The sequence below is a fragment of the Vibrio sp. YMD68 genome, assembly GCF_029958905.1.
GTDB lineage: Bacteria > Pseudomonadota > Gammaproteobacteria > Enterobacterales > Vibrionaceae > Vibrio.
Map to the genome: position 1 here is coordinate 145045 of NZ_CP124615.1, position 23183 is coordinate 168227.

Annotated in this window: 22 protein-coding genes and 1 pseudogene; 20 read left to right on the forward strand and 3 right to left on the reverse strand. The window is 43.9% G+C overall.

Annotated features, from left to right (window positions below; all coding sequences use genetic code 11):
* Window positions 1-119 precede the first annotated feature (119 nt).
* Window positions 120-3146 carry a Tn3 family transposase gene (locus QF117_RS22295; protein ID WP_144232083.1) on the reverse strand — a complete coding sequence of 1009 codons (3027 nt, stop codon included), beginning with the start codon at window positions 3144-3146 and terminating at the stop codon, window positions 120-122.
* Between the two features lie 192 nt (window positions 3147-3338).
* On the opposite strand from QF117_RS22295, the gene QF117_RS22300 reads away from it, so the two are divergent.
* Complete coding sequence (locus QF117_RS22300) at window positions 3339-3980, forward strand: recombinase family protein (RefSeq protein ID WP_038231468.1); 642 nt, start codon at window positions 3339-3341, stop codon at window positions 3978-3980.
* Window positions 3981-4354: 374 nt separating this feature from the next.
* Here QF117_RS22300 and QF117_RS22305 read toward each other — a convergent pair.
* Window positions 4355-5037, reverse strand: a pseudogene (locus QF117_RS22305) (IS630 family transposase).
* Window positions 5038-5601: 564 nt separating this feature from the next.
* On the opposite strand from QF117_RS22305, the gene QF117_RS22310 reads away from it, so the two are divergent.
* The 4 genes from QF117_RS22310 to QF117_RS22410 all read left to right on the forward strand — a co-directional run bounded on the left by QF117_RS22310 (window position 5602) and on the right by QF117_RS22410 (window position 11848).
* A complete protein-coding gene (locus tag QF117_RS22310; RefSeq protein ID WP_282389550.1) occupies window positions 5602-6675 on the forward strand; it encodes an OmpA family protein in 1074 nt (357 codons plus the stop codon).
* A gap of 11 nt (window positions 6676-6686) precedes the next feature.
* Complete coding sequence (locus tag QF117_RS22315) at window positions 6687-10907, forward strand: Ig-like domain-containing protein (RefSeq protein ID WP_282389551.1); 4221 nt, start codon at window positions 6687-6689, stop codon at window positions 10905-10907.
* Window positions 10908-10998: 91 nt separating this feature from the next.
* Window positions 10999-11490 (forward strand): hypothetical protein, encoded by a 492-nt coding sequence (locus QF117_RS22320; protein ID WP_258450808.1) that lies wholly within the window; start codon window positions 10999-11001, stop codon window positions 11488-11490.
* Window positions 11491-11662: 172 nt separating this feature from the next.
* Window positions 11663-11848 carry a hypothetical protein gene (locus QF117_RS22410; protein WP_144231874.1) on the forward strand — a complete coding sequence of 62 codons (186 nt, stop codon included), beginning with the start codon at window positions 11663-11665 and terminating at the stop codon, window positions 11846-11848.
* Here QF117_RS22410 and QF117_RS22325 read toward each other — a convergent pair.
* On the reverse strand, window positions 11791-13095 hold the full coding sequence (locus tag QF117_RS22325) for an RNA-directed DNA polymerase (protein ID WP_038231457.1): 1305 nt from the start codon (window positions 13093-13095) through the stop codon (window positions 11791-11793). The genes QF117_RS22410 and QF117_RS22325 overlap by 58 nt on opposite strands.
* Here QF117_RS22325 and QF117_RS22330 point away from each other — a divergent pair.
* The 15 genes from QF117_RS22330 (at window position 13075) to QF117_RS22400 (ending at window position 22648) form a co-directional block, all read left to right on the forward strand.
* The gene (locus tag QF117_RS22330) at window positions 13075-13491 is read left to right on the forward strand and encodes a hypothetical protein (RefSeq protein ID WP_199367645.1); all 417 of its coding nucleotides are present in this window, start codon (window positions 13075-13077) and stop codon (window positions 13489-13491) included. The genes QF117_RS22325 and QF117_RS22330 overlap by 21 nt on opposite strands.
* A gap of 209 nt (window positions 13492-13700) precedes the next feature.
* Window positions 13701-13880, forward strand: a complete 180-nt coding sequence (locus QF117_RS22335; RefSeq protein ID WP_282389553.1) for a hypothetical protein — start codon at window positions 13701-13703, stop codon at window positions 13878-13880.
* Window positions 13881-13963: 83 nt separating this feature from the next.
* Complete coding sequence (locus tag QF117_RS22340; RefSeq protein ID WP_014386770.1) at window positions 13964-14350, forward strand: hypothetical protein; 387 nt, start codon at window positions 13964-13966, stop codon at window positions 14348-14350.
* An 87-nt stretch (window positions 14351-14437) separates the two neighbouring features.
* On the forward strand, window positions 14438-15343 hold the full coding sequence (locus QF117_RS22345) for a hypothetical protein (protein WP_017086077.1): 906 nt from the start codon (window positions 14438-14440) through the stop codon (window positions 15341-15343).
* Window positions 15344-15425: 82 nt separating this feature from the next.
* The gene (locus QF117_RS22350) at window positions 15426-15983 is read left to right on the forward strand and encodes a hypothetical protein (protein ID WP_069541845.1); all 558 of its coding nucleotides are present in this window, start codon (window positions 15426-15428) and stop codon (window positions 15981-15983) included.
* A 219-nt stretch (window positions 15984-16202) separates the two neighbouring features.
* The gene (locus QF117_RS22355) at window positions 16203-16763 is read left to right on the forward strand and encodes a hypothetical protein (RefSeq protein WP_079857415.1); all 561 of its coding nucleotides are present in this window, start codon (window positions 16203-16205) and stop codon (window positions 16761-16763) included.
* Window positions 16764-16911: 148 nt separating this feature from the next.
* Complete coding sequence (locus QF117_RS22360) at window positions 16912-18690, forward strand: toprim domain-containing protein (protein WP_269635558.1); 1779 nt, start codon at window positions 16912-16914, stop codon at window positions 18688-18690.
* Between the two features lie 312 nt (window positions 18691-19002).
* Window positions 19003-19551 carry a hypothetical protein gene (locus QF117_RS22365; RefSeq protein ID WP_208894592.1) on the forward strand — a complete coding sequence of 183 codons (549 nt, stop codon included), beginning with the start codon at window positions 19003-19005 and terminating at the stop codon, window positions 19549-19551.
* 81 nt (window positions 19552-19632) lie between these two features.
* Window positions 19633-20073, forward strand: coding sequence for a hypothetical protein (locus tag QF117_RS22370; RefSeq protein WP_140055121.1), 441 nt, complete (start codon window positions 19633-19635; stop codon window positions 20071-20073).
* Window positions 20074-20262: 189 nt separating this feature from the next.
* Window positions 20263-20646 carry a hypothetical protein gene (locus QF117_RS22375; RefSeq protein ID WP_046224168.1) on the forward strand — a complete coding sequence of 128 codons (384 nt, stop codon included), beginning with the start codon at window positions 20263-20265 and terminating at the stop codon, window positions 20644-20646.
* Between the two features lie 88 nt (window positions 20647-20734).
* A complete protein-coding gene (locus QF117_RS22380; RefSeq protein ID WP_154119441.1) occupies window positions 20735-21148 on the forward strand; it encodes a hypothetical protein in 414 nt (137 codons plus the stop codon).
* A gap of 13 nt (window positions 21149-21161) precedes the next feature.
* Window positions 21162-21374 carry a hypothetical protein gene (locus QF117_RS22385; RefSeq protein WP_017086069.1) on the forward strand — a complete coding sequence of 71 codons (213 nt, stop codon included), beginning with the start codon at window positions 21162-21164 and terminating at the stop codon, window positions 21372-21374.
* A gap of 81 nt (window positions 21375-21455) precedes the next feature.
* Window positions 21456-21668, forward strand: coding sequence for a hypothetical protein (locus tag QF117_RS22390; protein WP_017086068.1), 213 nt, complete (start codon window positions 21456-21458; stop codon window positions 21666-21668).
* A 10-nt stretch (window positions 21669-21678) separates the two neighbouring features.
* Window positions 21679-21804, forward strand: a complete 126-nt coding sequence (locus QF117_RS22395) for a hypothetical protein (protein WP_017086067.1) — start codon at window positions 21679-21681, stop codon at window positions 21802-21804.
* Window positions 21805-21964: 160 nt separating this feature from the next.
* Window positions 21965-22648 (forward strand): hypothetical protein, encoded by a 684-nt coding sequence (locus QF117_RS22400; RefSeq protein ID WP_282389554.1) that lies wholly within the window; start codon window positions 21965-21967, stop codon window positions 22646-22648.
* Window positions 22649-23183: the final 535 nt, after the last annotated feature.

Here is a 23183-nt window from a genome sequence, read left to right on the forward strand (position 1 = left end):
AATACAGATGAATGGGACAAAATGGGGTTTTGCGCCCACTTCAGCGAAAAGTCCAATGTGAGCCTACAGCCCTTTATTTATAAGGGCCGGCAGGGATCGCTTACTCTCTAATATCCTTCTTAAGCCACCAGTTCGACCATGCTATCCTCTCTCCAAGGTTCTAAGTTCTCAAGCAGTTTCTCTAGAACGATATTGTCTTTCTGAATACCAAAGGTGTAATTACCGGCAAGTTGGATATGACGCCATGCGACTGGAGATAAACCCGCTATCAGATTCACCACTTCCTGATTACCTTCTTGCTCAAACTTTTCAATCAGATTGGATAGCAAGGCTGAGTTATAATAAATGATGCAGTTAGCAATAATTCTCGCACAATCATTCCACTGATCTATCTGATAATCATTGCCTCCACGGAATTGATTTCCATTGATTGACGCAATAGCTCGACGTAGTTGGTGGTAGGCTTCGCCACGGTTCAAAGCTTGCTGAACAAACTGTCGCAGGACTTTATCGTCAACATAATCGAGGATATAGAGGCATTTAATGATTCGGTCATACTCTCTAAGTGCGGCTAAGGTTCGACTGTTCTGTTTGCCGTTCGACAGCTTGGTAATGATCGTACTTTGTGTCGTTGTCTTACGACTTAATGAGCAAATGATCCTTTGAATATTTTCCCACTCACGTTTGATTAGTGAGGTGTTAAACGGTCGGCGCAGCTTTAATGATACGGCCTCTCCATGCTCTATTTCGAACAAATCATGGAAGACATATTTAAACTTGGCGTATCGTGGAGCGAATTGGTAACCAAATAAGTCAAGGATCGCAAAGTTGACATTATTGACCCCATGAGTATCGGTTGCTAACGCTTTAGGCTGAATATCGCTGCTATTGTTATAGAGCAAATCAAAAGCATGATGTCCTTCATACTCGTTAGCTGAAATGATCTTGGTGTTGACAGGGACATGGTTTGACACCAACGTAAGGGCGGATACTCCTTTGCCTTTACGGAAGTATTTTGCTGAAAATCGAGCCTTGAATGTATTGATGCGGCAGGCATGCTTTTGACCATCAATACTACCAAAAGGGGTGGACTCGTTGATCGTGTAATGTTTAAAGATCGGAAGTTTTGCCAGAGCATCCGAGATCACATCATTGGCATCGCTTGTCGTCTCCGGCCGAATGTATCCATCATTTACGGCTCTCAGAACACCAATGGCTCGATCAGATATCGATGACATATGATGCAATCCATAATTAGAGCCATTGCCAAAGATACAAGCGAGTAAGTCTTCTTCTCTCGCCTTACTTCCTAGCTTTTTAGTTCCGATACTTTTGAAGGCATCTAAGTAACCGGTTCTCTGATTAACGTAATCCATGATTTCGATAATACCCATATGTTGAAGTTGGTTGTAAATCGGGTTATCAAGATCGTCTTTCCAACGCTTATTAGCTAACTTCCAAGTGAGCTGATTGGTGCGAGGTTGATGGATAACAAAATCATTGGCTCCATCATTGATATTGCGGCTGACTTGAGCCATTTTGTGACGCACGGATTTTGTTAATGTCGCAAGGGTTTGCTCGATAGGAGCAATCAACTTATCTAACCCTGTATTGGCAACAAGATTTTCATTTTTTTTCCATTCAGTTATAGGGATAAGATCATCTTCGAGACGTTTGTTTTTCGCACTTTCGTTGACAAATATATGGTTGCTATCAAGCATTCGAGAGACTTTCTGGTACAAGTAATATTCAAAACGTCGATAGTTAACGCCTTCCTTATCAACGATATAGTCTTTGTCCTGCTTAAGAAGTAACCTTTGGTCGGCAGTACAAAGGTGCTTTTCTTTTTGAAGCTCTGATTTTGCTATTTGTAATTGCGTAGAAAGTAATGTCTGACCTGGTTCACATTCAATATCTATCGCTAGAAAAAGAGGCCTAATCGAGTTTGAAATCTTTCTATATTGGCTGTCAATGTGTTGCCATTCGTACTGTCGCTTATCAAAATTTTCCTTATTTAAGTGCTGACTAATGAGCTGGATTTCATCTTTGGAGAGCTTTTCAAAGGCATTTTGCCGAATATCACCAAATTGAGTCTGGTCACTGACGGAGTCATCGACAAAGAGTCCAAGGAGGTGACCGGCGTGGGTCAACTTGTCTCTAACCACTTCAAGCTCATCTGCAATCCGTTGTTTAGCAGCGGCAGAGGCGGATTCCCTTTGTTTTCTGGTCACATACTGAAACGCGGTGACTAACTTATCATTCGTTTCTTGATAACGGAAAAACAAGTAACACACGATATATAGCATCCCTTGCCATTCAGGAAAACGACGGATCTTATACAGGGATTGGTGCCGAATAATGGACGCGTAGTACGTTAAGTTCCCTTGCGATAGCCCGAGTTCATTGATGAGCCCCTTTATCTCTTGATACACACTTTTTATTGTACTGTGTGTTTCAATTTCACGCATAAGTTCCGATGGGGTGAAGTCTTTCGCTGAGCCTTTCTGCGCTGAAAGTTGATTCAAGCGCCCTTTGGTATGCAGTATTTTTTTAAGTTGCATACGAGTGGTATCTGACATGGAACTTGAGAGAATAGACTCTGTCCTCTGCCTCTCACTGGCTAGGACGGACGTGATCATGGTTTGTAATGTTGAATAACCGGCTAAGCCAATGCGTTTTTGGCCAAAGAAGGCTAAGCATTCATCAAAAATATACTTGGGATAAGTACAGATCGTTGCCACATCTTGTAGGCGTTCTAACAACGATTTCTCATCCACCTTAGAGAGTCGAGTAAAACCAAGGATTTCGTACATCTTCAATATCAATGTTGCTCGAGTACTTTTGGCAATAAGCGGGTATTTGGGCTTTCTGTTTGGAAAGTAAGTTGCATAAAGGTAATCGACATCTTGTTTGACATCTCGCAATCTGAACTTCGGTACGACTGGCTTAGCTCGGAAGTACCCAATAAGAAGTAGTAAATAGATTCGAGTTTCAACTTTACTCAAGGTTGATAGCACCTTCTCTATACGGGGATCTACCGAAAAGTACTCTTCCCGCTCACTTTGATTAAAGACAGGGCGTGAATACAGCTCATGGATCTCTTGATCTGTCAGAATTTGAATTCGGCTTGGCTTAACAGTTTGCATCGTTCTCCTTTTTCTCTATCAGCCCAAGTGAAAGGTCATCATACTAGAGGTAAGATTGTACAATCGATGTTTTATGTGAAATTTAAGTATACTTATAAGTCATAAGTAAAAATTGACACGAAAAGCACATTTGTCATAACCTATTTGTCATACAAGTTTAGATCATAACCTAAATGTCACCTTGAGGAACTTATGTACATCTTTGGATACTTAAGAGCATCAACTTCTGATCAGAATGCAAAGCGTGCTCAGAAAGCTTTGCAGGAGTTTGTACAGCAAAAGGGCTTTCGAATAGCGGGTTGGTATATTGAGAATGAATCGGGAGCTTCTTTACAAAGACCAGAGCTTCTTCGATTGCTTGATGATGCGGCAATTGGTGATGCAATCATCATAGAGCAAATTGATCGTCTTTCTCGTCTTGATGAAGAAAGCTGGTTCACATTGAAAGAAATGCTGCACGAAAAAGAACTCAAGGTGATTAGTCTGGATTTACCAACCAGTCATGTTGCATTCTCTCCCCAAATCACCGATGAATTTACCGGTTCGATGATCAAAGCAATAAATAGCATGATGATGGATATGCTAGCTGCTATCGCAAGAAAAGATTACCAAGATCGCCGTCGTCGTCAGGCTGAAGGAATAAAGAAAGCCAAAGAGGAAGGTAAATACAGAGGACGGCAAGCTGACTCTGATCTACACGAAAAGATCTATCAGCTACGAGTTATCAACGGGTTAAGTATCAGTGATACCGCAAAGTTGACAAATGTGTCTACTAGAACGGTGATTCGAGTAGCTCAAAAGTTGGCAAGTGAGCGTTCTGTGGCAGTAATTTAACCATTTCATACGGAGAGACCAACATGGCTGTAACTGTATTAGGTATCGGCCTGATAAAAATGGGGTTGCACTCCATGAAGCTGCTCACAAAGGTAATATTGTCCTTTGTAAACCCAAAATAAGTCGCGCTAAACTATTGGAAACCTTAGCATACAAACCACCGTGTTTAATTGGAAGTTGTAGCAGCGCTTATTTTTGGGTTCGGACCTTGAAAAAGTAGGATATGAAGTTCGACCTATTGCTCCAACGTTTGTCTCTCCTTATCGGTTATCAGGCCGAACAAAAAAATGATGCAACTCACGCTCAAAGGATTTGTGAAGCGGTTTAACGCCCTCATATAAAATCAAACACCTAAATAGCTGATCCGAATACTGCTACATTTTCGCGATACCGTGTCCGTTGCCAGGAAAAGGCGAAACGGTTTCCCTAAAATGCCATACCTTGCCAAGAAGTTCCCGCATGTTTCGGCAACTGTGATTACAGGTTACCGTTTCATGTAGTGCCAACCATAAGCGCTCTATCTTGTTGACCCAAGGTGAGTATACCGGTTGAAACAACAACCTGAACTTGGGGTTGCTCTTGAGCCAAGCCAGGGTTTTACGGCTCTTGTGAATGATGTAATTATCCAGAATTAGCGTGATAGTTTTGGCTTTGCGGTAATGTCGTTTGAGCTTTTCCAGCACTGTAATAAACAGCTCCGATGCCTTGCTGGCGCTGCTCACATAAAGCACTTTTCCTGTTTTGGTATGTAGCGCTCCTGCCAAGTAGTGCTTGCGGTTGTTACCCGGGGTGACAACACGTTTTTGCTGCCCTTTGGGCATCCAGTCCGCCCCGATTTCTCTGATTTCAGTCCATCGATGCCACATTGGGTGTACCAGCCCAACCATCGGCCTATGCTGGAGCGGGCTGCGCCGGTGATGTGCTGAACTTGGGTAACCGGCAGCCCTTGATGCAACATCAACATCGCCATCAGACGCCTGGCAAAGTGCTTATCGTTGGTTTTTTGAATCAATTTTTGCATGCGCTCAGCGCGGCATAGTGGTGCTAAGATAGCCATTCTCAGTCCTCAGCGAGTGGTGGGTTTGTTTGGCGATAGATCTGATCGCTCAAACAGGACTGAGTTCCCTTCCTGTGATCTACTATTTGGAATAGCTATTTAGCGTAGCTCGCAAGTAGGACGTTCGCTTATACTGTGATAGGGGTATAGGGGGGCCATAAGCCCCATAGTGTATATGGTTAACTGGTAGCGATGATACACCACAATGGCCTAACCTGTTGATAATAATGAAAATTGCAACATCATGACTTTAAGCGCCGATTAATGCAAGGCAGACAAGCGCATGGCTTAATGTTGCACGAGATCGGAAAGTGAACTTGAATAATTCTAGTGTTCTGATAGCAAAGCAAATGCATCAAAACCAGTTATTATCTGTGGACTCTATTTTGTGAGTCTATTTCGATTTTTTGCGTTACCTTCTATCGATATTTATCTCTCTGAGACCGGCTATTTTGGTTTTCATTTTTTGGATAAGATGAGAGTTCTTTCTTTGTAGAAAATAAAGTGCAAACAGGTCAGATCAGTTGATTCAAGCCCCAATATCCTAGCAATGTTTGCTTAAAAATGATACTATCTATCTATCTATCTATCTATCTATCTATCTATCTATCTATCTATCTATCTATCTATCTATCTATCTATCTGAAAATTATGAAAAAAATAATATTACTTACTAGTTTATTCAGTATTCCAGTACTTGCTGCGACGGAATCCCCTCAGATTTTTGTTGGCGTAAAGGGGGGGTATCAATGGGCCCTAGACGACAATTACAATCATTCAAATCCAGAGGGCACAATTTTAGGTATCTATGGCGGGTTACAATTTACACCCTCTTGGAGTTGGGATTTAGGCTATCAATATCACGATGAACTTAAGGCGGACGCCACATCGGTTTATGTTAAAACTTGGTTGATTGAAAGTGCTCTTCGTTACGATTGGTACCTACAAGATGACCTAAGTTTATACGGTCGAATTGGTGCTGCTTATTGGGACATGGAAAAAGCGCAATTGTCTTCAAGTAAGAGCGATGCGACAGGCTTTTCTCCTCTCGGTGAGGTGGGGATTAACTATCACTTTAACCCTAACGTCCGATTATCAACGGGCTATCAATACATTGACAGTATTGGTAAGTCAAACGTGGGTAAGTATGATAGCCATGGATTGTTGGTCAGTCTAACTTATACGTTTGGCAGTACAACTCAACCAGCGTTAGTCGAAACAGCGCCAACGTCTATTATTGAAGATACTCCCGCTAAAGAGACAGCCACCGTAAAAACACCTCCTCAAATACAGGCCTTTTCACCAAAAACTACAGCTGGATTGTTTGGTTTTGATTCAGTCGAACCTAACCAAGAGTTTATTGACCAATTAACTGAGACCTCTTCAGTATTAAATTCTTACCCACAAGCTCAGGCCAAAGTTATTGGGCACACTGACTCAACAGGCTCTGCACTCTACAATCAAAACCTTTCTGAGCGTCGTGCTCAAGCGGTTGTCGAATTGGGTGCCACATCGACACAACTTGAGTGGAGAGGTGAGGGTGAGTCTCAACCTATTGCAGATAACAATACTGAAGAAGGACGAGCTAAAAATCGCAGAGTTGAAATCACCATTCCTAGCTTCCAGTATCAAGAGTGAGTTGTATTATTATGAATAAATATTTTAAAACTTTATTTTTAGTGGTGGTTTTTCCACTACTAACGTTAATAGCCGGTTGTAATTCAGAAGGTGCTTTCTCTGAATCAACCATAAAATTAGAACGTATTGACATCGTCGCATCGCCGATAACAACGAGAGGTGCGAGTCAACTGACACTTGCAGTAGGTAACAAGCAACCTTTCGAAGCGGTTGGTCACTACTCTGATGGCTCATCTCGCACATTGACGGATTTAAACGTGAGTGATTGGCACACAAGCGACCCTGATGTAGGACGCTTTGATGAGCCAGGAGTATTTACTGCGACTAACGTGGGTAATACGACCCTCACAGCCACGAAGGATGGCGTGACCAGTAATACGGTGGATGTGAATGTGTCGGCAGCGGTCATTACATCGATTCAAGTGACGCCTTCGCCGGTCAACGTAGCAAAAGGTCAGACTCAGCAGTTAACTGCAACAGCGACATTCAGTGATGCGACGTCCTCTGACGTGTCTAACTCAGTGACGTGGACTCCTATCGATACGGCGACTGCTACTGTGTCGGCAGCGGGTTTATTGTCTGCGGTTGAGGTGGGTAATACGACCCTCACAGCCACGAAGGATGGCGTGACCAGTAATACGGTGGATGTGAATGTGTCGGCAGCGGTCATTACATCGATTCAAGTGACGCCTTCGCCGGTCAACGTAGCAAAAGGTCAGACTCAGCAGTTAACTGCAACAGCGACATTCAGTGATGCGACGTCCTCTGACGTGTCTAACTCAGTGACGTGGACTCCTATCGATACGGCGACTGCTACTGTGTCGGCAGCGGGTTTATTGTCTGCGGTTGAGGTGGGTAATACGACCCTCACAGCCACGAAGGATGGCGTGACCAGTAATACGGTGGATGTGAATGTGTCGGCAGCGGTCATTACATCGATTCAAGTGACGCCTTCGCCGGTCAACGTAGCAAAAGGTCAGACTCAGCAGTTAACTGCAACAGCGACATTCAGTGATGCGACGTCCTCTGACGTGTCTAACTCAGTGACGTGGACTCCTATCGATACGGCGACTGCTACTGTGTCGGCAGCGGGTTTATTGTCTGCGGTTGAGGTGGGTAATACGACCCTCACAGCCACGAAGGATGGCGTGACCAGTAATACGGTGGATGTGAATGTGTCGGCAGCGGTCATTACATCGATTCAAGTGACGCCTTCGCCGGTCAACGTAGCAAAAGGTCAGACTCAGCAGTTAACTGCAACAGCGACATTCAGTGATGCGACGTCCTCTGACGTGTCTAACTCAGTGACGTGGACTCCTATCGATACGGCGACTGCTACTGTGTCGGCAGCGGGTTTATTGTCTGCGGTTGAGGTGGGTAATACGACCCTCACAGCCACGAAGGATGGCGTGACCAGTAATACGGTGGATGTGAATGTGTCGGCAGCGGTCATTACATCGATTCAAGTGACGCCTTCGCCGGTCAACGTAGCAAAAGGTCAGACTCAGCAGTTAACTGCAACAGCGACATTCAGTGATGCGACGTCCTCTGACGTGTCTAACTCAGTGACGTGGACTCCTATCGATACGGCGACTGCTACTGTGTCGGCAGCGGGTTTATTGTCTGCGGTTGAGGTGGGTAATACGACCCTCACAGCCACGAAGGATGGCGTGACCAGTAATACGGTGGATGTGAATGTGTCGGCAGCGGTCATTACATCGATTCAAGTGACGCCTTCGCCGGTCAACGTAGCAAAAGGTCAGACTCAGCAGTTAACTGCAACAGCGACATTCAGTGATGCGACGTCCTCTGACGTGTCTAACTCAGTGACGTGGACTCCTATCGATACGGCGACTGCTACTGTGTCGGCAGCGGGTTTATTGTCTGCGGTTGAGGTGGGTAATACGACCCTCACAGCCACGAAGGATGGCGTGACCAGTAATACGGTGGATGTGAATGTGTCGGCAGCGGTCATTACATCGATTCAAGTGACGCCTTCGCCGGTCAACGTAGCAAAAGGTCAGACTCAGCAGTTAACTGCAACAGCGACATTCAGTGATGCGACGTCCTCTGACGTGTCTAACTCAGTGACGTGGACTCCTATCGATACGGCGACTGCTACTGTGTCGGCAGCGGGTTTATTGTCTGCGGTTGAGGTGGGTAATACGACCCTCACAGCCACGAAGGATGGCGTGACCAGTAATACGGTGGATGTGAATGTGTCGGCAGCGGTCATTACATCGATTCAAGTGACGCCTTCGCCGGTCAACGTAGCAAAAGGTCAGACTCAGCAGTTAACTGCAACAGCGACATTCAGTGATGCGACGTCCTCTGACGTGTCTAACTCAGTGACGTGGACTCCTATCGATACGGCGACTGCTACTGTGTCGGCAGCGGGTTTATTGTCTGCGGTTGAGGTGGGTAATACGACCCTCACAGCCACGAAGGATGGCGTGACCAGTAATACGGTGGATGTGAATGTGTCGGCAGCGGTCATTACATCGATTCAAGTGACGCCTTCGCCGGTCAACGTAGCAAAAGGTCAGACTCAGCAGTTAACTGCAACAGCGACATTCAGTGATGCGACGTCCTCTGACGTGTCTAACTCAGTGACGTGGACTCCTATCGATACGGCGACTGCTACTGTGTCGGCAGCGGGTTTATTGTCTGCGGTTGAGGTGGGTAATACGACCCTCACAGCCACGAAGGATGGCGTGACCAGTAATACGGTGGATGTGAATGTGTCGGCAGCGGTCATTACATCGATTCAAGTGACGCCTTCGCCGGTCAACGTAGCAAAAGGTCAGACTCAGCAGTTAACTGCAACAGCGACATTCAGTGATGCGACGTCCTCTGACGTGTCTAACTCAGTGACGTGGACTCCTATCGATACGGCGACTGCTACTGTGTCGGCAGCGGGTTTATTGTCTGCGGTTGAGGTGGGTAATACGACCCTCACAGCCACGAAGGATGGCGTGACCAGTAATACGGTGGATGTGAATGTGTCGGCAGCGGTCATTACATCGATTCAAGTGACGCCTTCGCCGGTCAACGTAGCAAAAGGTCAGACTCAGCAGTTAACTGCAACAGCGACATTCAGTGATGCGACGTCCTCTGACGTGTCTAACTCAGTGACGTGGACTCCTATCGATACGGCGACTGCTACTGTGTCGGCAGCGGGTTTATTGTCTGCGGTTGAGGTGGGTAATACGACCCTCACAGCCACGAAGGATGGCGTGACCAGTAATACGGTGGATGTGAATGTGTCGGCAGCGGTCATTACATCGATTCAAGTGACGCCTTCGCCGGTCAACGTAGCAAAAGGTCAGACTCAGCAGTTAACTGCAACAGCGACATTCAGTGATGCGACGTCCTCTGACGTGTCTAACTCAGTGACGTGGACTCCTATCGATACGGCGACTGCTACTGTGTCGGCAGCGGGTTTATTGTCTGCGGTTGAGGTGGGTAATACGACCCTCACAGCCACGAAGGATGGCGTGACCAGTAATACGGTGGATGTGAATGTGTCGGCAGCGGTCATTACATCGATTCAAGTGACGCCTTCGCCGGTCAACGTAGCAAAAGGTCAGACTCAGCAGTTAACTGCAACAGCGACATTCAGTGATGCGACGTCCTCTGACGTGTCTAACTCAGTGACGTGGGCTCCTATCGATACAGCTACGGCAACCGTGTCATCAACAGGGTTATTGTCTGCGGTTGAATCGGGTAATACGACCCTCACGGCCACGAAGGATGGCGTGACCAGTAATACGGTGGATGTGAATGTGTGTAGTACTTTGGCTGGTCCATGTATTGAACTCTTCGATACAGGTAGTGGTAAGTTGTTTACCAATTCACCGTCAAAGGCCTACTTAGACAGCATTGGCGGTAGTGCTACAGACGGTACTAATACTGAAAATGGAACTTACGGCCCAAGTGGTGATTTCTACCGATTCAACTGGACTAACGCAAATGCACTATGTACTACCTACAACACCCTTAGTCTCGGCGGACGAACTAACTGGCGTTTAGCGACAAGAGACGAGTTAAAAGTGGAGCTATACGACGCATCTGGTAATATGTTTACCGCGCGCGGTTGGCCGACCTTCCTCTTCTATTGGTCGGCGACGCCTGATGGTTCTGTCTATTACTACGTGGGCCTCGACACTGGCGCTGTCTTCAGCCTCAATCCGATCAACACGCTCTACGCATCCTGCGTCTCAAATCCTTAAAGTTGAGCGTTTAGAGTTTAACGTTTTAGTTTTTAATTTTAATTTTTGAAGTGCCAGAGTTGCATCTGGCACTTTTTAGGAGGGAAGATAAGTGAATATTGAAACTAAATTAGCATTGGTTGAAAGCAGTCAACGTATTGTTGGTATAAAAGAGGGGATGTTTGTACGTTTCTATGAGCAATCACTCTTTGGTTGGCAGCAGTGGGTATCTAAACAGGACCAATTACCGACATTGAAGGTGTTAAGGAAAAAGGTTAAGAAATTGAATGGAAGAGAGGTGTTGTATGGTGGGCTTCCTATAGAATCATTAAAGCAAGTCGGAATTGATGTAGGTACAGAGGCGGTTATTGAGTTAGAAATAATCATCGATTTTTCTGAGTGGCAGTCTTGGAGGCAAGGGCAGTGTGCTCAAATGGACGATATTGAAGAGAAATCACCTTATAACCCTTGTGATGACGATCTGTTAAATCGTCGATATGTTCGATTGTTTTTACCCGAAGCCATCGTTAATAAAGTGATGATGACGAAAGCTTCAAGCTCTTCATTAGATTGGTTGTTGATTGCTGTCAAGCAAGCGATATAACGTTTTAATAAGATGGTTCTCGGAAAATCGACAGGGTACATAGCGACAATGTCGTGCTCAGAGAATGTTAATGTTACGATGTTAACATGTGGGCCCTGGTATGTTATCGGCATTTATGACCTTATGGGTGTTCAAGGGAAGCGAGTCGAAAGGCAACACTTCGAGTTAAACAATAAATGCAAACGCGCGCGGTTGGCCGACCAACAACAACTATTGGTCGGCGACGCCTGATGGTTCTAACTATTACAACGTGAACCTCAACAATGGCAATGTCAACAGCAACAATCCGAGCAACACGAACTACGCATCCTGCGTCTCAGGCCAACATAAAACATCCGGAGCCATCTTATTAAAGTGAAGACCTTTTTTTATTGTGAAGTGAGTGTAATAACCGTTATTGGGTAATAAATAACGTTTAAGTTCGCCAAAATTATTATGATATATTTGCTTTCTTAACTGGCAATGATTGGCTTGACTAAGTAGTCCATAATAACTATTTATCGTTGATTGCATGGCTTTTAGTTGGATGTAAAGTGGTGCATAATGGATACCATGTTTACTCCATCTTCCACGACTTGGTCTAGACTTTAAAACGACGTTAGTCGCGCCAGTGTCTAGAATTACATTAAAGTAGCGCAAACGCTCTTTTAATGATGAAATGGTGGTTTTGCGAACATGTTTATAATGGGGAAATACACGAAATCCCAAGTAATCAAACCCCTCCTCAATAGGTGATAAATGCACCTTTGTAGGATGTAATTTTAATTGCAGGCGAGAAGTGAGATACCATTCAATATGTTCTTTCCATTCTTGCAATTTTTCAGGCGAATTAGATAAGATAAATAAATCATCCATATACCGAACGTACCCCTTAACCTTCAGTGTGTGTTTTATTTCGTGGTCAAGGTTGTTGAGGTAAAAATTACCGAAGAGTTGACTAGTAACGCTACCTATGGGCAACCCAACCTGTTCCGTATTGTTAAACTGTAGTTTCTTATGTAACGGGATTTGGTTAAGTAAGTATTGGTTTCCAGTTCGCTCGTTTTGTAGCTTCGTGGCATCCTGCTCTATGATCTTTTCTATCAGATTGGCTAGGCAATATTGGCGCAATGGGCTTAATTTTGAGTTGTAAATGAGATTGTGTAGTTGCGTTAGAAGCTCTCTTTTATTAATGCTATTGAAATAACTGTAAATGTCGAGCTGTAGCCCCCAAGTATGTCGTGGTTGGCGCATTAGTTTTTGAACTTTTGCAATAGCAGCAAGAGTTCCTTTACCTTTTCTATTAGCATAGGTGTCATCAATGAATTGATTTTCCATGATAGGTACCAATTGTAGTGCAATCCACATTTGAGCTATGCGATCTCTAAATGCAGGGGCATATATTTCTCTAAGCTTAGGTTCTGTGATTGCAAAATGATGATAAGAATAAGGTTGATATGTATTAGTTAATATTTCGGTTGACAGCTCATGGCATAGTTTCGGGAACTTTAAAGCGTTAGCAGATTTTTGTTGACTGCTTCCCGAAGTTTTTACACATTGCAGCAACTCTGCTGCGAGTTGATGGTGATATTTAAGGTTTGAATTTTGAATAAAGAGTTTCGTCATAATCGTCTCTACTATGATTTACAAAAGTTGTACAAATTGTATTGGAACCAACATCAACACTTACCCAAAGCATTTCGCTTTACAACAGGAGAACAAATCCTCAACGAACTCACGAAGTGTATTCGTTACTCTGTTCAAGCTAATTTGTACGGAAAATCTCTCGAAGGAATATTGCGAGCCCTAGATTTATTACTAGAACTTAGTGCACTTTTAGAAACCGTACAAAGTTTATTAATGTTAGCTTGGGAATTAAAATTCTTGCCTCATGGCGCTCTGGTTGCTTTGACTGAACAACTTGGGCATGTATCAAGACAAACTACAGGATGGCGAAAGTGGTTCCAAGGAAAATCTCTCGAAATAAATGCACCTATTTCTTCTCCAAGTGGGAGCGCTTAGATTAGAGCTACTGGCATATTACTATTCAAAAAGACAATATTGTTCTAGAGAAACTGCTTGAGAACTTAGAGCCTTGGAGAGAGGAGAGCATGGTCGAACTGGTGGCCTAAGAAGGATATTAGCAAATAAGCCGTTCCCGTCAGCCCTTATAAATAAAGGGCTGTAGGCTCACATTGGACTTTTCGCTGAAATGGGCGCAAAACCCCAAAATGTGGAACGAATTGGCCCAACATCCATTAAATAATGGCGACGCGGTTTGTGAAGAGTCAGTTACTGGAGAGTGTTGGCAATACATGGGTACGCAAGGTGGTAAGCACAATTTTCGCCACCGCTGTCACCCTAAAACAGGTTGCCGCCAATACCTAGATATCGACGCTGTGACCGTATAAGTAAACCAATCTTTAAACCCTAGCGGGGCATCAAAGCCCCTTTGGGGCCTTGGTGTCCCTCAATGACATATTTGGAGGATTCCATGTCAATTTGTGATGAAGCAATGTCTAAGGCCACTAACAAAGGCTATTTGATAACCGCAGAAGGCTGCACTCCAGTCGATATTCCAAAAGAAGACGGATTACAAACTATGTATAAGCTAATCGGCTGTAGCATGGTCCAGAGCTTTGATTGGGAGCTATCGAATGGAAAAACAGTAAGTCTTTATCTTGATGAAGAAGGACTGTTCAGTAGCGGTATCAAGCTCGGTTGTATATTACATGGTGCAGATTCACCTGTTGTAGGCAACATCATCGTGCTGGGTACTCCAGATTACAGCGATGGTGAAGGTTATGACACTTCTGCACCGGAAGACTTTGAAGAGCATCAGTTGATCGCTCGGAAAGGTCTTTTGGACATCTGTGCTTAACTATTAAATCCGAAATCATTAAAACCCTAAGGGGGCACCAATCCCTTAGGGGGAGGTGTCTCCTCAAAAAAAAACAAGGAGATAGCTATGATTAAAACTCATTTCAATAACCAACTGAAAAAACTTGGCTACCCAGAAGGTCTGACAATCGAGTACAGCCTTAGTTACTGTCAAGGTGATGGTATGAGTTTCTATGGAAACCTCGATGAGGATGATCTAGAGAAGCTTATGCTGCGAATTTATGACCCAAATACAGCAGGTGAAAACGCCGTACTTCGCGTAAAAAACCTTTTGGTTCGTAAAGAAGCATTATCTATGTTGGAAATATTAAGGGAAGCAGATATAGGATGTTGCAGAATGTCGATTGAGCGAAACTCTCATGGGCATCGGTACAGCCACTATAACTGCATGGATCTTTGTCATGAAGTCGATTTTGAAAGTTTCTCTGAGGAGCATTTTGAAGCGATTCGTGCCGCTGGTCTGGTAACAGGTGAAGTGACTGATGAGCACATCACTAGATGGCAAAGCATTTGGAACGACTTTGTGAGTCGTCTCGAACATGACATCAAATCTACATCCCAACAGCTTGAAGCCGAAGGCTATGCGCTGGTGGAAGGTACGCCATACGAAGAAGTTGTTTCCTGGGAGTTTAATACAGCTGACTACACAGTCCAGCTTAAAGAGCATCCCGAGCATGACTTTGATATTGGATGCTGGGACGAAGAGTTAGCATTACAAACAATACAGGATATTGTTGATGGTAAGCAGCGCTATCTGAGGTTGGAAGCTAAGATCCTCGACCGAGAGACGGAAGAGGAACTAGCATCTGAATCTATAGGTGGCCTGGTTATAGATGTTAATGACAGAAGTTATGGAAGTTACCGCCGCGAATTGGTCAGTAATGCCATAGCAGAAGTTCGTAAAATACAGCTCAACAATGCTATATCAGAACATCATCAAATGCAGGAATCGTTAGTTCGTAAAGCGGCCTAACATTTTTACTTAACCCTAGAGGGGGGCTTGCTCCCCTTGTGGGGCAACCCCCTTCGATTTAAATAATTGAAGGAGAAACACTATGGGATTTTCTAGCTGGAAAACGTGTGATTCAAAAGAAAGCATCTCGAATGTATATTCTGGACGTCAAGTTCGCACTGTTTACTTACTACAACCTCATGGTCAGAAACCATTACAGGAAAATGCTTACGAGGGCTATGGCATATTTGGTGGAGTCAACGCCCATGTCTGGCTGGCAAAAGCAAACTTAGATAAGAACATTGCATCTGGAATGGATGACGAAACTTTGCGGATCATAGGGGTTTATCTGAGCTGTGGCTTTGATTTTTACCGAGATAAGAACAAGCAAGTTTATGCTTGTTCAGACGAGGTGATGGTGATAGAAGCTCTTGGCTTGTTTGACTTCCCGATTGTAAAGATAAATAGTTATGATGAAATGTTCACCGTCGATGGAGTATCTGGCACAATGGAACAGCATGAATGGAATGGACGTTTAACAAAGCAAACTCCGCCTTCAATTGCTTATCCTCTGAAATTTTCGTTTAACGAAAATGCGCGATATGAAGCCTATTCGGCATCAGAGGCGTGTGACAAGCAAGGATATTTCTACGATGATTAACAGTGAGGGGCGAAAGCCCCCACTTTCCCTTAGGTGTTATAGAGTACCTAACGGAAAGTGACGAATTCTACTCTCATTGAGAGTGAAGACGCGATAGCTGGTCGCTAAAAACAAACAGCATTCAATTTAAGTGAAAGTTCTCTTTCGCCCTTCATAACCCAGTCGGGTACACCAACCCGACATGGGCCAGGTGTACCTGCAAACTGTAGGAGTACACCTATGTCTAACATTGCAATTCTGCAACATCTGCAACAACGTATGCTTGAAATTTCGAATGCGGAAAAACTACCTCTCCATTTCAAATCTGATTTGGAGATTGATGGTAAAGAGCTCGAACGTTTCAAAAGCAATCCAAGCGGTAAATTCGTTTGGTTACTGCGTCCATCTGGAACTCAAATAGTTCCGGTTGGACTTGGCGTTAACCCCGTGCATATAACGTACTGGATTTGGTCTGAACAAGGGCCAGATATCAAAGCGTTTGTCGTGGATATCAACGCTGGCACTATAGAGAAGATTACTCATGAGCAAGCAGAGAGCCTCATTATGATGCCTCCTTGCAAAATCTCTACTCTAATGAGTAAAGAAGAAGTAATCGAGAAAGTAGCTTGCGTTCTCCGCGAAGGCGTAAACAGTAAGATTTGGGGAGCTTTTAACCCTCCATCTCTTGATGATTACGCTCAGTGGAATTGGATCGACTGGCTAACTTACTTCAAATCATCAGGTAATCACCTGATGCAATCCTTCTTGGGTAAGGCCATACGCAGAGTTAATGGTCAATAGCCCAAAATCAAACCCCAGCCGGGGAGAGCATCTCCGGTAGGGGAGCCTCCTTGGCTATTTTTTCCCGGTGTCGGGGTTTCCCTAAAGCCCCTGATACGGGGGACTTAGGGAAGCCTCGATGTCGGGGTTTCAGCTAAGGAGAAACACTATGGATAACTCATATTTCTATAAAGCAGACGAAGTTCGTAGCCTCGCTAAGGGTCAATGGCTTTTCATTTTGGCGCATTTAATGCCTGAACTGGAACCAGCACTCAAAAAAGCGGGAAAGTCCCATGTTACATGTCCGTTTCATGGTGGCAAAAAAGACTTCCGTATGTTCAAAGATGCTCACGAAACAGGTGGTGCTATTTGTTCTTGCGGTTCTTGGCATGATGGCTTTGAGCTATTAAACCAAGCAAGAGGGTGGGATTTTGCTGAATGCCTACAGCAAGTTGGTGACTTGTTGATGGCTCCAAAGCATTTCAAGCGTCAGCAAAGCTCCAATAATACAAGTTCACCGCGCCGAGCACAGCAATCTGCTCCGGCAAAAGTGAATAACACCAAATACGATCCAAATCGTCGCCCTAAGTATCAGGGCACTTTAATTGCTCACGGTCAAGCTCCTTACCAGGACGACCCGATAAATGAACCAAGCTATTTTGCTTACATTCGTTTATCAACGGGCAATGAACGTAAGATTTGGGGCGTTGATCTAGAAAGAGCAATCGGAGAATGCGGTGCTGTATATGGTGATGAAGTCACTCTCACAAATTTGGGACGTGAAGCTGTTACCGTAATGCAGCCTGTATTTGAAGAAGGCACTGGAGAGATCATTGGTGAGAAACCAGTTCAAACACATCGCAATACGTGGGTGGTTGAAGTGAAAACTAAGAGTGTTCGTACTGCTAAACCAGAGTCTGTAGCGCAGGCAAAGGTTTCAAACAGCAGCTATGTCTCTCACTCTGCTCCTGGTTCTTATAACGAAGAGTCATGGGCTGATTCAAATGTTCCGACAGAACAATATGAGGATAATCATTCTTCATGTAGCCCTGTTGAGCATCACCAAGATGCCGTAGTTGAACAAGAACATTCAGAAAGCAAGGTTGTTCCGCTCTTTGCTGAGCAGTCAAAGCCTTGGTTGATGGAACTTCAAGAGGAAATGCAAAAGAGAGCTGAACGCGAACGTGTTTACAATGCTCGCCTTTGTGAAAAAATTGAGAAGATCTGGAATGAATGTTTGCCCTTTAACTGTGCAGCAGCTGAGCCGTTACGTGCCTATTTCGTCAATCGCAAACTTTTGTTTGCACATGATGTAGTAGAACAGACAGACAGCCTGCGATTCCACCCAAGTATGTCCTATTACGATGAAGATGGTAATGAGGTTGGAAAATTTCCAGCCGCAGTACAAGCCATCCGAGACGCGAAAGGAAACTTGGTTACTTTACATCGTACATATCTGACCAAAAGTGGTAAGAAGGCCAAAGTAGAATGCGCTAAAAAGATGATGCCTGTTCCTGATGGATTGAGTGTCACTGGCGGTGCAGTTCGCTTAGGTATGCCAACAGAAGGAGTATTAGGTTTGGCAGAAGGCTTGGAAACAGCATTGTCTGGGTTCCGTGCTACTCATATCCCTACATGGTCCACAGTGAATGCTACTCTTTTGGAAAACTTTGAAGTTCCAGACGAGTTAGACATCCACACTGTCGTTATCTTTGCAGATAAGGATAAGTCGCTAACAGGGGAACGCTCCGCAAATGTGCTGAAATCTAAGCTTGAAAAGCAAGGATATACAGTTCATGTGCTGTTACCTAAGCTGCCTATTCCACCTCGTGCAAAAGGTATAGATTGGAACGATGTCCTGGTAACTCAAGGACAGATGGGATTCCCGCCGATTAGTACACTCCGCGAGTTTATTGCGCGTAGGGCTGGTGCTTATGGGCGTGTATAACCTAGCAGAAGTAAACACTGAGCCAGGTAACGAAGCTACTTGTCCCTTCTCACCTCCTTTGGGGTGGGAAGGTGATGAGAGCGCCTATCTAGAATTGATGCGTCAACGTTACAAAGACAGAAACTTCAACCAATTAATAATTGGAACTGTCTGGTGTTCAAAAAAAATGGACATACATTACTCTGGGCCGTTTGCAGAACAGGCAGCTCAGATTGTTAATAAACTCCGGTAGCATTTTAGCTACCGGACCATCTAATTACTGAGGGGAACCAAACCTGATGGGTCTGTTCGTCTCACCAAAGGAGAATTACTATGGATATGCCGCAACATCTTCGAAACCCAATGGTAGTTGAAGAAGCAATGAAAAAAGCTGAGCCGCTTGCAAAGCAAATGGGGCTTAGTTCTATACCTGACGACATGCTTGAGTTGATCTGTCCGAACTTAACTTTCGCAGGACAATTCACGCCAGGGCTTTACGCAAGATTTCAGAGTGTGAAGCAACTACTGAAATCACTATCGGAACAACACAAACCTAAGCATGGGCATATTGTGAATTTAACGACACAATATGCGAGTTACGAAGAAGCAGTCTTGCTTTTACGTGAAGGTGAAATCAGAGGTGAGAATTTGATAGCTTCTGTGGGTGGAAAGAACCTAGATGATTTCGATATGCGAGATTATGGCATAGCAATGCATGTTGGCTGCGGTGGACCATTTAACCCCATTACTGATAAGCATATTCAAACACTATTCGAGTTCGACATGTTTGAGACTACTTATAACTTTTGGGGAGCTTATTGTGGTAATGGAATGATTGAAGTTACTGTTCCAATGAAGCGATGGTTTTTAACTTTGAATTAATAAATATTAATTTTTCAGTTTAACCCTGGAGGGAGATGTGCCCTCTAGGGGGCTCTCTCCTTAAAAACTAAGGAGATAACAATGATTAAGTATATTTTTAACACTTCATTAAGGCAGGAAGTGATTATTGATACCGATAGCAATATTGATGGATATCAATACCACTATATTAATGTTGTTGAACACATGGCTTCTGGTGGAGAGGTTCAAAGGTTTTATCAGGCTGTCGTTGTAACAAAAACTAGTAGTCTTACTTACCACGATAGTTTTGCTACAGACTGGTTTTTGATTAAAAACAATAAACTTTATGTTTGTACTGATGAAAATGGGGAATGTCTTGTTGAATATAGCTCTGAGCATAAAGGCAAAACATTGCCCCTGACTCCTTTTTCCCGAATTGAAATATGTGTAAATAAGAAAGACTCGGCAATTGGATACGCCGTAGCTGAGTTCGCAAAAAGTGTTATAGACAGGGTATTCAATGTCAATGTTGCAAGTATCCCTGTCGTTAACGTGGGATAGTTCAAAAGCGCAGGGGGAAACCCCTCGCTTTCCTAAGCATCCTAAACAGGTTTCTTAGGAAAGTGCCTTGAGCGCTGATGTGCGATAGCTGGTCGCCAAAAATAAACAGCATTAATTCACTTTTTTATAACCCACGAGGGTACATCACCCTCTTGGGGTTGGTGTACCCATTAAAAAGGAGTACACCATATGAACCAAGCACTTCAATTGAACCCAACTCAAGTACGCGAACAAGCAATTGAAAAGGGTATTATCGTTGATTACTCAATTCTCGGTAAGAAGGCTGGATTTTTAACCAACGTAGCTGTTACCCCTGCTCTTGCAAAAGCAATCTGCAAGGAGAATGGTAAATATACCGAGGAAGATTACCTGCTTATGTTTTTGCGTTTATGTGTCGCTCAAACAAAGGTAGCTTTCACTGATAATAAAAACTGGAGAGTCATCCGTCTGTATTACCCTATGCCGATAGATGGATTACTACAGCCGACGGAGGTTGTGATCAAAACAGATTCGATCATGGCTGACGTCACAATAATGCTCGCTCATGAAGAGGGCTCTCATCTGTCGCTATAACAATTAACCGTTGTAGCTCAAACTTAACCCCGCAGGGAGATTCATTCCCTGAGGGGTGAATCTCCTCCCTATTATTTGGAGATTAACCATGTCTAAACCAGGAGTTCAAACTAGAACACCAGAGCAAATACAATTGATTTGGAAACATACTCATAGAGATATGAAAAGTAACTCAAACGGTAAAAAGACAATACTTTATCCCGCTCCTTATTGCTGCCTTGGGCCAATTGAAGAGCTTCCCGAGGAAGCTTATCAACGCAGATTGAGATATGCGCAATACAAAGAATGCTGTGAGTTGAGAGATCAGATGTTGCGACCAATCATGCAAAAGCATGGGGTTCTTGAACATTTTGAAAGCTCAATGCAATGGCGAGATAGCTATGATGACATCGCTGAATTCGTTGGGTTTGCCTTAAAGGGTGAACCTCTTAATGCTCTTCTAGAAGAGTTAAAACGTGCCAGTATTGTTTATCCTAGCCAGGCAGGATTAAAAGGTATCTAACTTGGAGAAATGTATGACTAACCATGTCGAAATCGTTTCACAGCTTGCAGAGCAGCTAAGTGAATCTAAACAGCAACTACTGCCAGCGATGGCTAAGGTTGTCGTTCAAGCCATTCAAAGTAACGAGAAAACCGACGATCTCTTACAGGTTATTGGCGCTGTGTCTGGTCATGGCTTGAAAGCTGAGGATCTTCTCATCGCTATTCGCAATGAGTTATCCAAGTAATCTACGAGTGTAGATTAGATTATTAACCCTTGAGGGGCCAAGCCCTGATAGGGCTGGCTCCGTATAAGATTTAGGAGCTAAATGAAAAAGAAATATGAAGCAGTCGGTAAATATCTTGCCGATTTGCTCAGAACCGCAGGTTTGGCCCTGGTGCTTTTTTCAGGGCTAGGTTTAGCACTCAAGAGAGCTGAGGCAATAGACCACCTTCCTATAACCATAGCATTTGGTGTGGTAGGTGCCGCTATGATCGTCTTAGGGGCTGTAATTGTGCTAATATCAACGGTAGATGAATAGGAGGCAACGTATGGAACTCTGGATATGGCTTGGCGGCCTAATCGTTACGATTGCCGCTGTCGGTGTTATCTTTTGGTACGCTGGACAAAAAGAAGGTGATAGCAAGGGCCCAAAGGGTAATCACACCCCAGCTTAGAACTGTCATTATTAGATCAAACAAACCCCATCATTGCTGGTGGGGTTTTTTCGTTTCTACGCATTATTAATCTGCCGAGATTGGGCATTTCCGCGTTAGTTAACTAAGTGTTCTCTGGTGTATAAGTGTAATTCTATAGTAGAACCAAGAGTCTTATTATATGGGTAAGTTAGACGACACCGGAGAGTATTTACCTTTTGCAAAGAAGCATTTGGTATTAGGGAAAGATAACGGCGACACAAACATTAGCCTTAAATCAATTTGGCCGGAACCTAATTGGCAAGAATTGTGTGATGATGGTCTGTCAGTTGAAGTATGCGCATATTTATCGGTTTACTATTCTGGTTGGAGGAATAACCCCCGTCCAGCTCAGCCATCTGTCAGTCAAGAGCAATGGACAAACGCATACGAAAAATCACTACTGGTTTTGCAAGAGTTGTTTGAAAACGTAGCTGACAATGATGATGTAAAGTTGCTACCGGAACGATTTCGGAGTCGGATGGGTATTCCTAAGAAAACTGGTAGGCAACATATTAGAGATGTTTACCCATTGTACGCTGTTGGTAGAGGTGAAAATAGAACCTACAAAACTCCGTTTGCCTTGACGCTACGACAATCATCTTTAATTCATTTGCTGCCAAAATTAGGGTGGCCTTATACAATCAAGCCATACAATGTTGACCTATTTCCGGTGGCCTTCGAGGGGGGATTCTACCGACTGTGCTCGATACAAGGAAAACGGTTTGTATATAAAGAAACAGAAGAGTTCCCTAACAAATTCAAAAGTGAAACGGATGCTATAAATGCGTTACGCTGTCACATGAATTTGGCAAGAATTGTGTGATGATGGTCTGTCAGTTGAAGTATGCGCATATTTATCGGTTTACTATTCTGGTTGGAGGAATAACCCCCGTCCAGCTCAGCCATCTGTCAGTCAAGAGCAATGGACAAACGCATACGAAAAATCACTACTGGTTTTGCAAGAGTTGTTTGAAAACGTAGCTGACAATGATGATGTAAAGTTGCTACCGGAACGATTTCGGAGTCGGATGGGTATTCCTAAGAAAACTGGTAGGCAACATATTAGAGATGTTTACCCATTGTACGCTGTTGGTAGAGGTGAAAATAGAACCTACAAAACTCCGTTTGCCTTGACGCTACGACAATCATCTTTAATTCATTTGCTGCCAAAATTAGGGTGGCCTTATACAATCAAGCCATACAATGTTGACCTATTTCCGGTGGCCTTCGAGGGGGGATTCTACCGACTGTGCTCGATACAAGGAAAACGGTTTGTATATAAAGAAACAGAAGAGTTCCCTAACAAATTCAAAAGTGAAACGGATGCTATAAATGCGTTACGCTGTCACATGAATTTG

Excerpts from the sequence above, each read along its gene's own strand:
- QF117_RS22395 (WP_017086067.1), top strand. The coding sequence starts at position 21,679 with ATGGAACTCTGGATATGGCTTGGCGGCCTAATCGTTACGATTGCCGCT.
- QF117_RS22385 (WP_017086069.1), top strand. The coding sequence starts at position 21,162 with ATGACTAACCATGTCGAAATCGTTTCACAGCTTGCAGAGCAGCTAAGT.
- QF117_RS22390 (WP_017086068.1), top strand. The coding sequence starts at position 21,456 with ATGAAAAAGAAATATGAAGCAGTCGGTAAATATCTTGCCGATTTGCTC.
- QF117_RS22335 (WP_282389553.1), top strand. The coding sequence starts at position 13,701 with ATGTGGAACGAATTGGCCCAACATCCATTAAATAATGGCGACGCGGTT.
- QF117_RS22300 (WP_038231468.1), top strand. The coding sequence starts at position 3,339 with ATGTACATCTTTGGATACTTAAGAGCATCAACTTCTGATCAGAATGCA.
- QF117_RS22355 (WP_079857415.1), top strand. The coding sequence starts at position 16,203 with ATGTCTAACATTGCAATTCTGCAACATCTGCAACAACGTATGCTTGAA.
- QF117_RS22325 (WP_038231457.1), bottom strand. The coding sequence starts at position 13,095 with ATGACGAAACTCTTTATTCAAAATTCAAACCTTAAATATCACCATCAA.
- QF117_RS22315 (WP_282389551.1), top strand. The coding sequence starts at position 6,687 with ATGAATAAATATTTTAAAACTTTATTTTTAGTGGTGGTTTTTCCACTA.
- QF117_RS22380 (WP_154119441.1), top strand. The coding sequence starts at position 20,735 with ATGTCTAAACCAGGAGTTCAAACTAGAACACCAGAGCAAATACAATTG.
- QF117_RS22375 (WP_046224168.1), top strand. The coding sequence starts at position 20,263 with ATGAACCAAGCACTTCAATTGAACCCAACTCAAGTACGCGAACAAGCA.
- QF117_RS22295 (WP_144232083.1), bottom strand. The coding sequence starts at position 3,146 with ATGCAAACTGTTAAGCCAAGCCGAATTCAAATTCTGACAGATCAAGAG.
- QF117_RS22345 (WP_017086077.1), top strand. The coding sequence starts at position 14,438 with ATGATTAAAACTCATTTCAATAACCAACTGAAAAAACTTGGCTACCCA.
- QF117_RS22370 (WP_140055121.1), top strand. The coding sequence starts at position 19,633 with ATGATTAAGTATATTTTTAACACTTCATTAAGGCAGGAAGTGATTATT.
- QF117_RS22310 (WP_282389550.1), top strand. The coding sequence starts at position 5,602 with ATGATACTATCTATCTATCTATCTATCTATCTATCTATCTATCTATCT.
- QF117_RS22350 (WP_069541845.1), top strand. The coding sequence starts at position 15,426 with ATGGGATTTTCTAGCTGGAAAACGTGTGATTCAAAAGAAAGCATCTCG.
- QF117_RS22360 (WP_269635558.1), top strand. The coding sequence starts at position 16,912 with ATGGATAACTCATATTTCTATAAAGCAGACGAAGTTCGTAGCCTCGCT.
- QF117_RS22340 (WP_014386770.1), top strand. The coding sequence starts at position 13,964 with ATGTCAATTTGTGATGAAGCAATGTCTAAGGCCACTAACAAAGGCTAT.
- QF117_RS22400 (WP_282389554.1), top strand. The coding sequence starts at position 21,965 with ATGGGTAAGTTAGACGACACCGGAGAGTATTTACCTTTTGCAAAGAAG.
- QF117_RS22365 (WP_208894592.1), top strand. The coding sequence starts at position 19,003 with ATGGATATGCCGCAACATCTTCGAAACCCAATGGTAGTTGAAGAAGCA.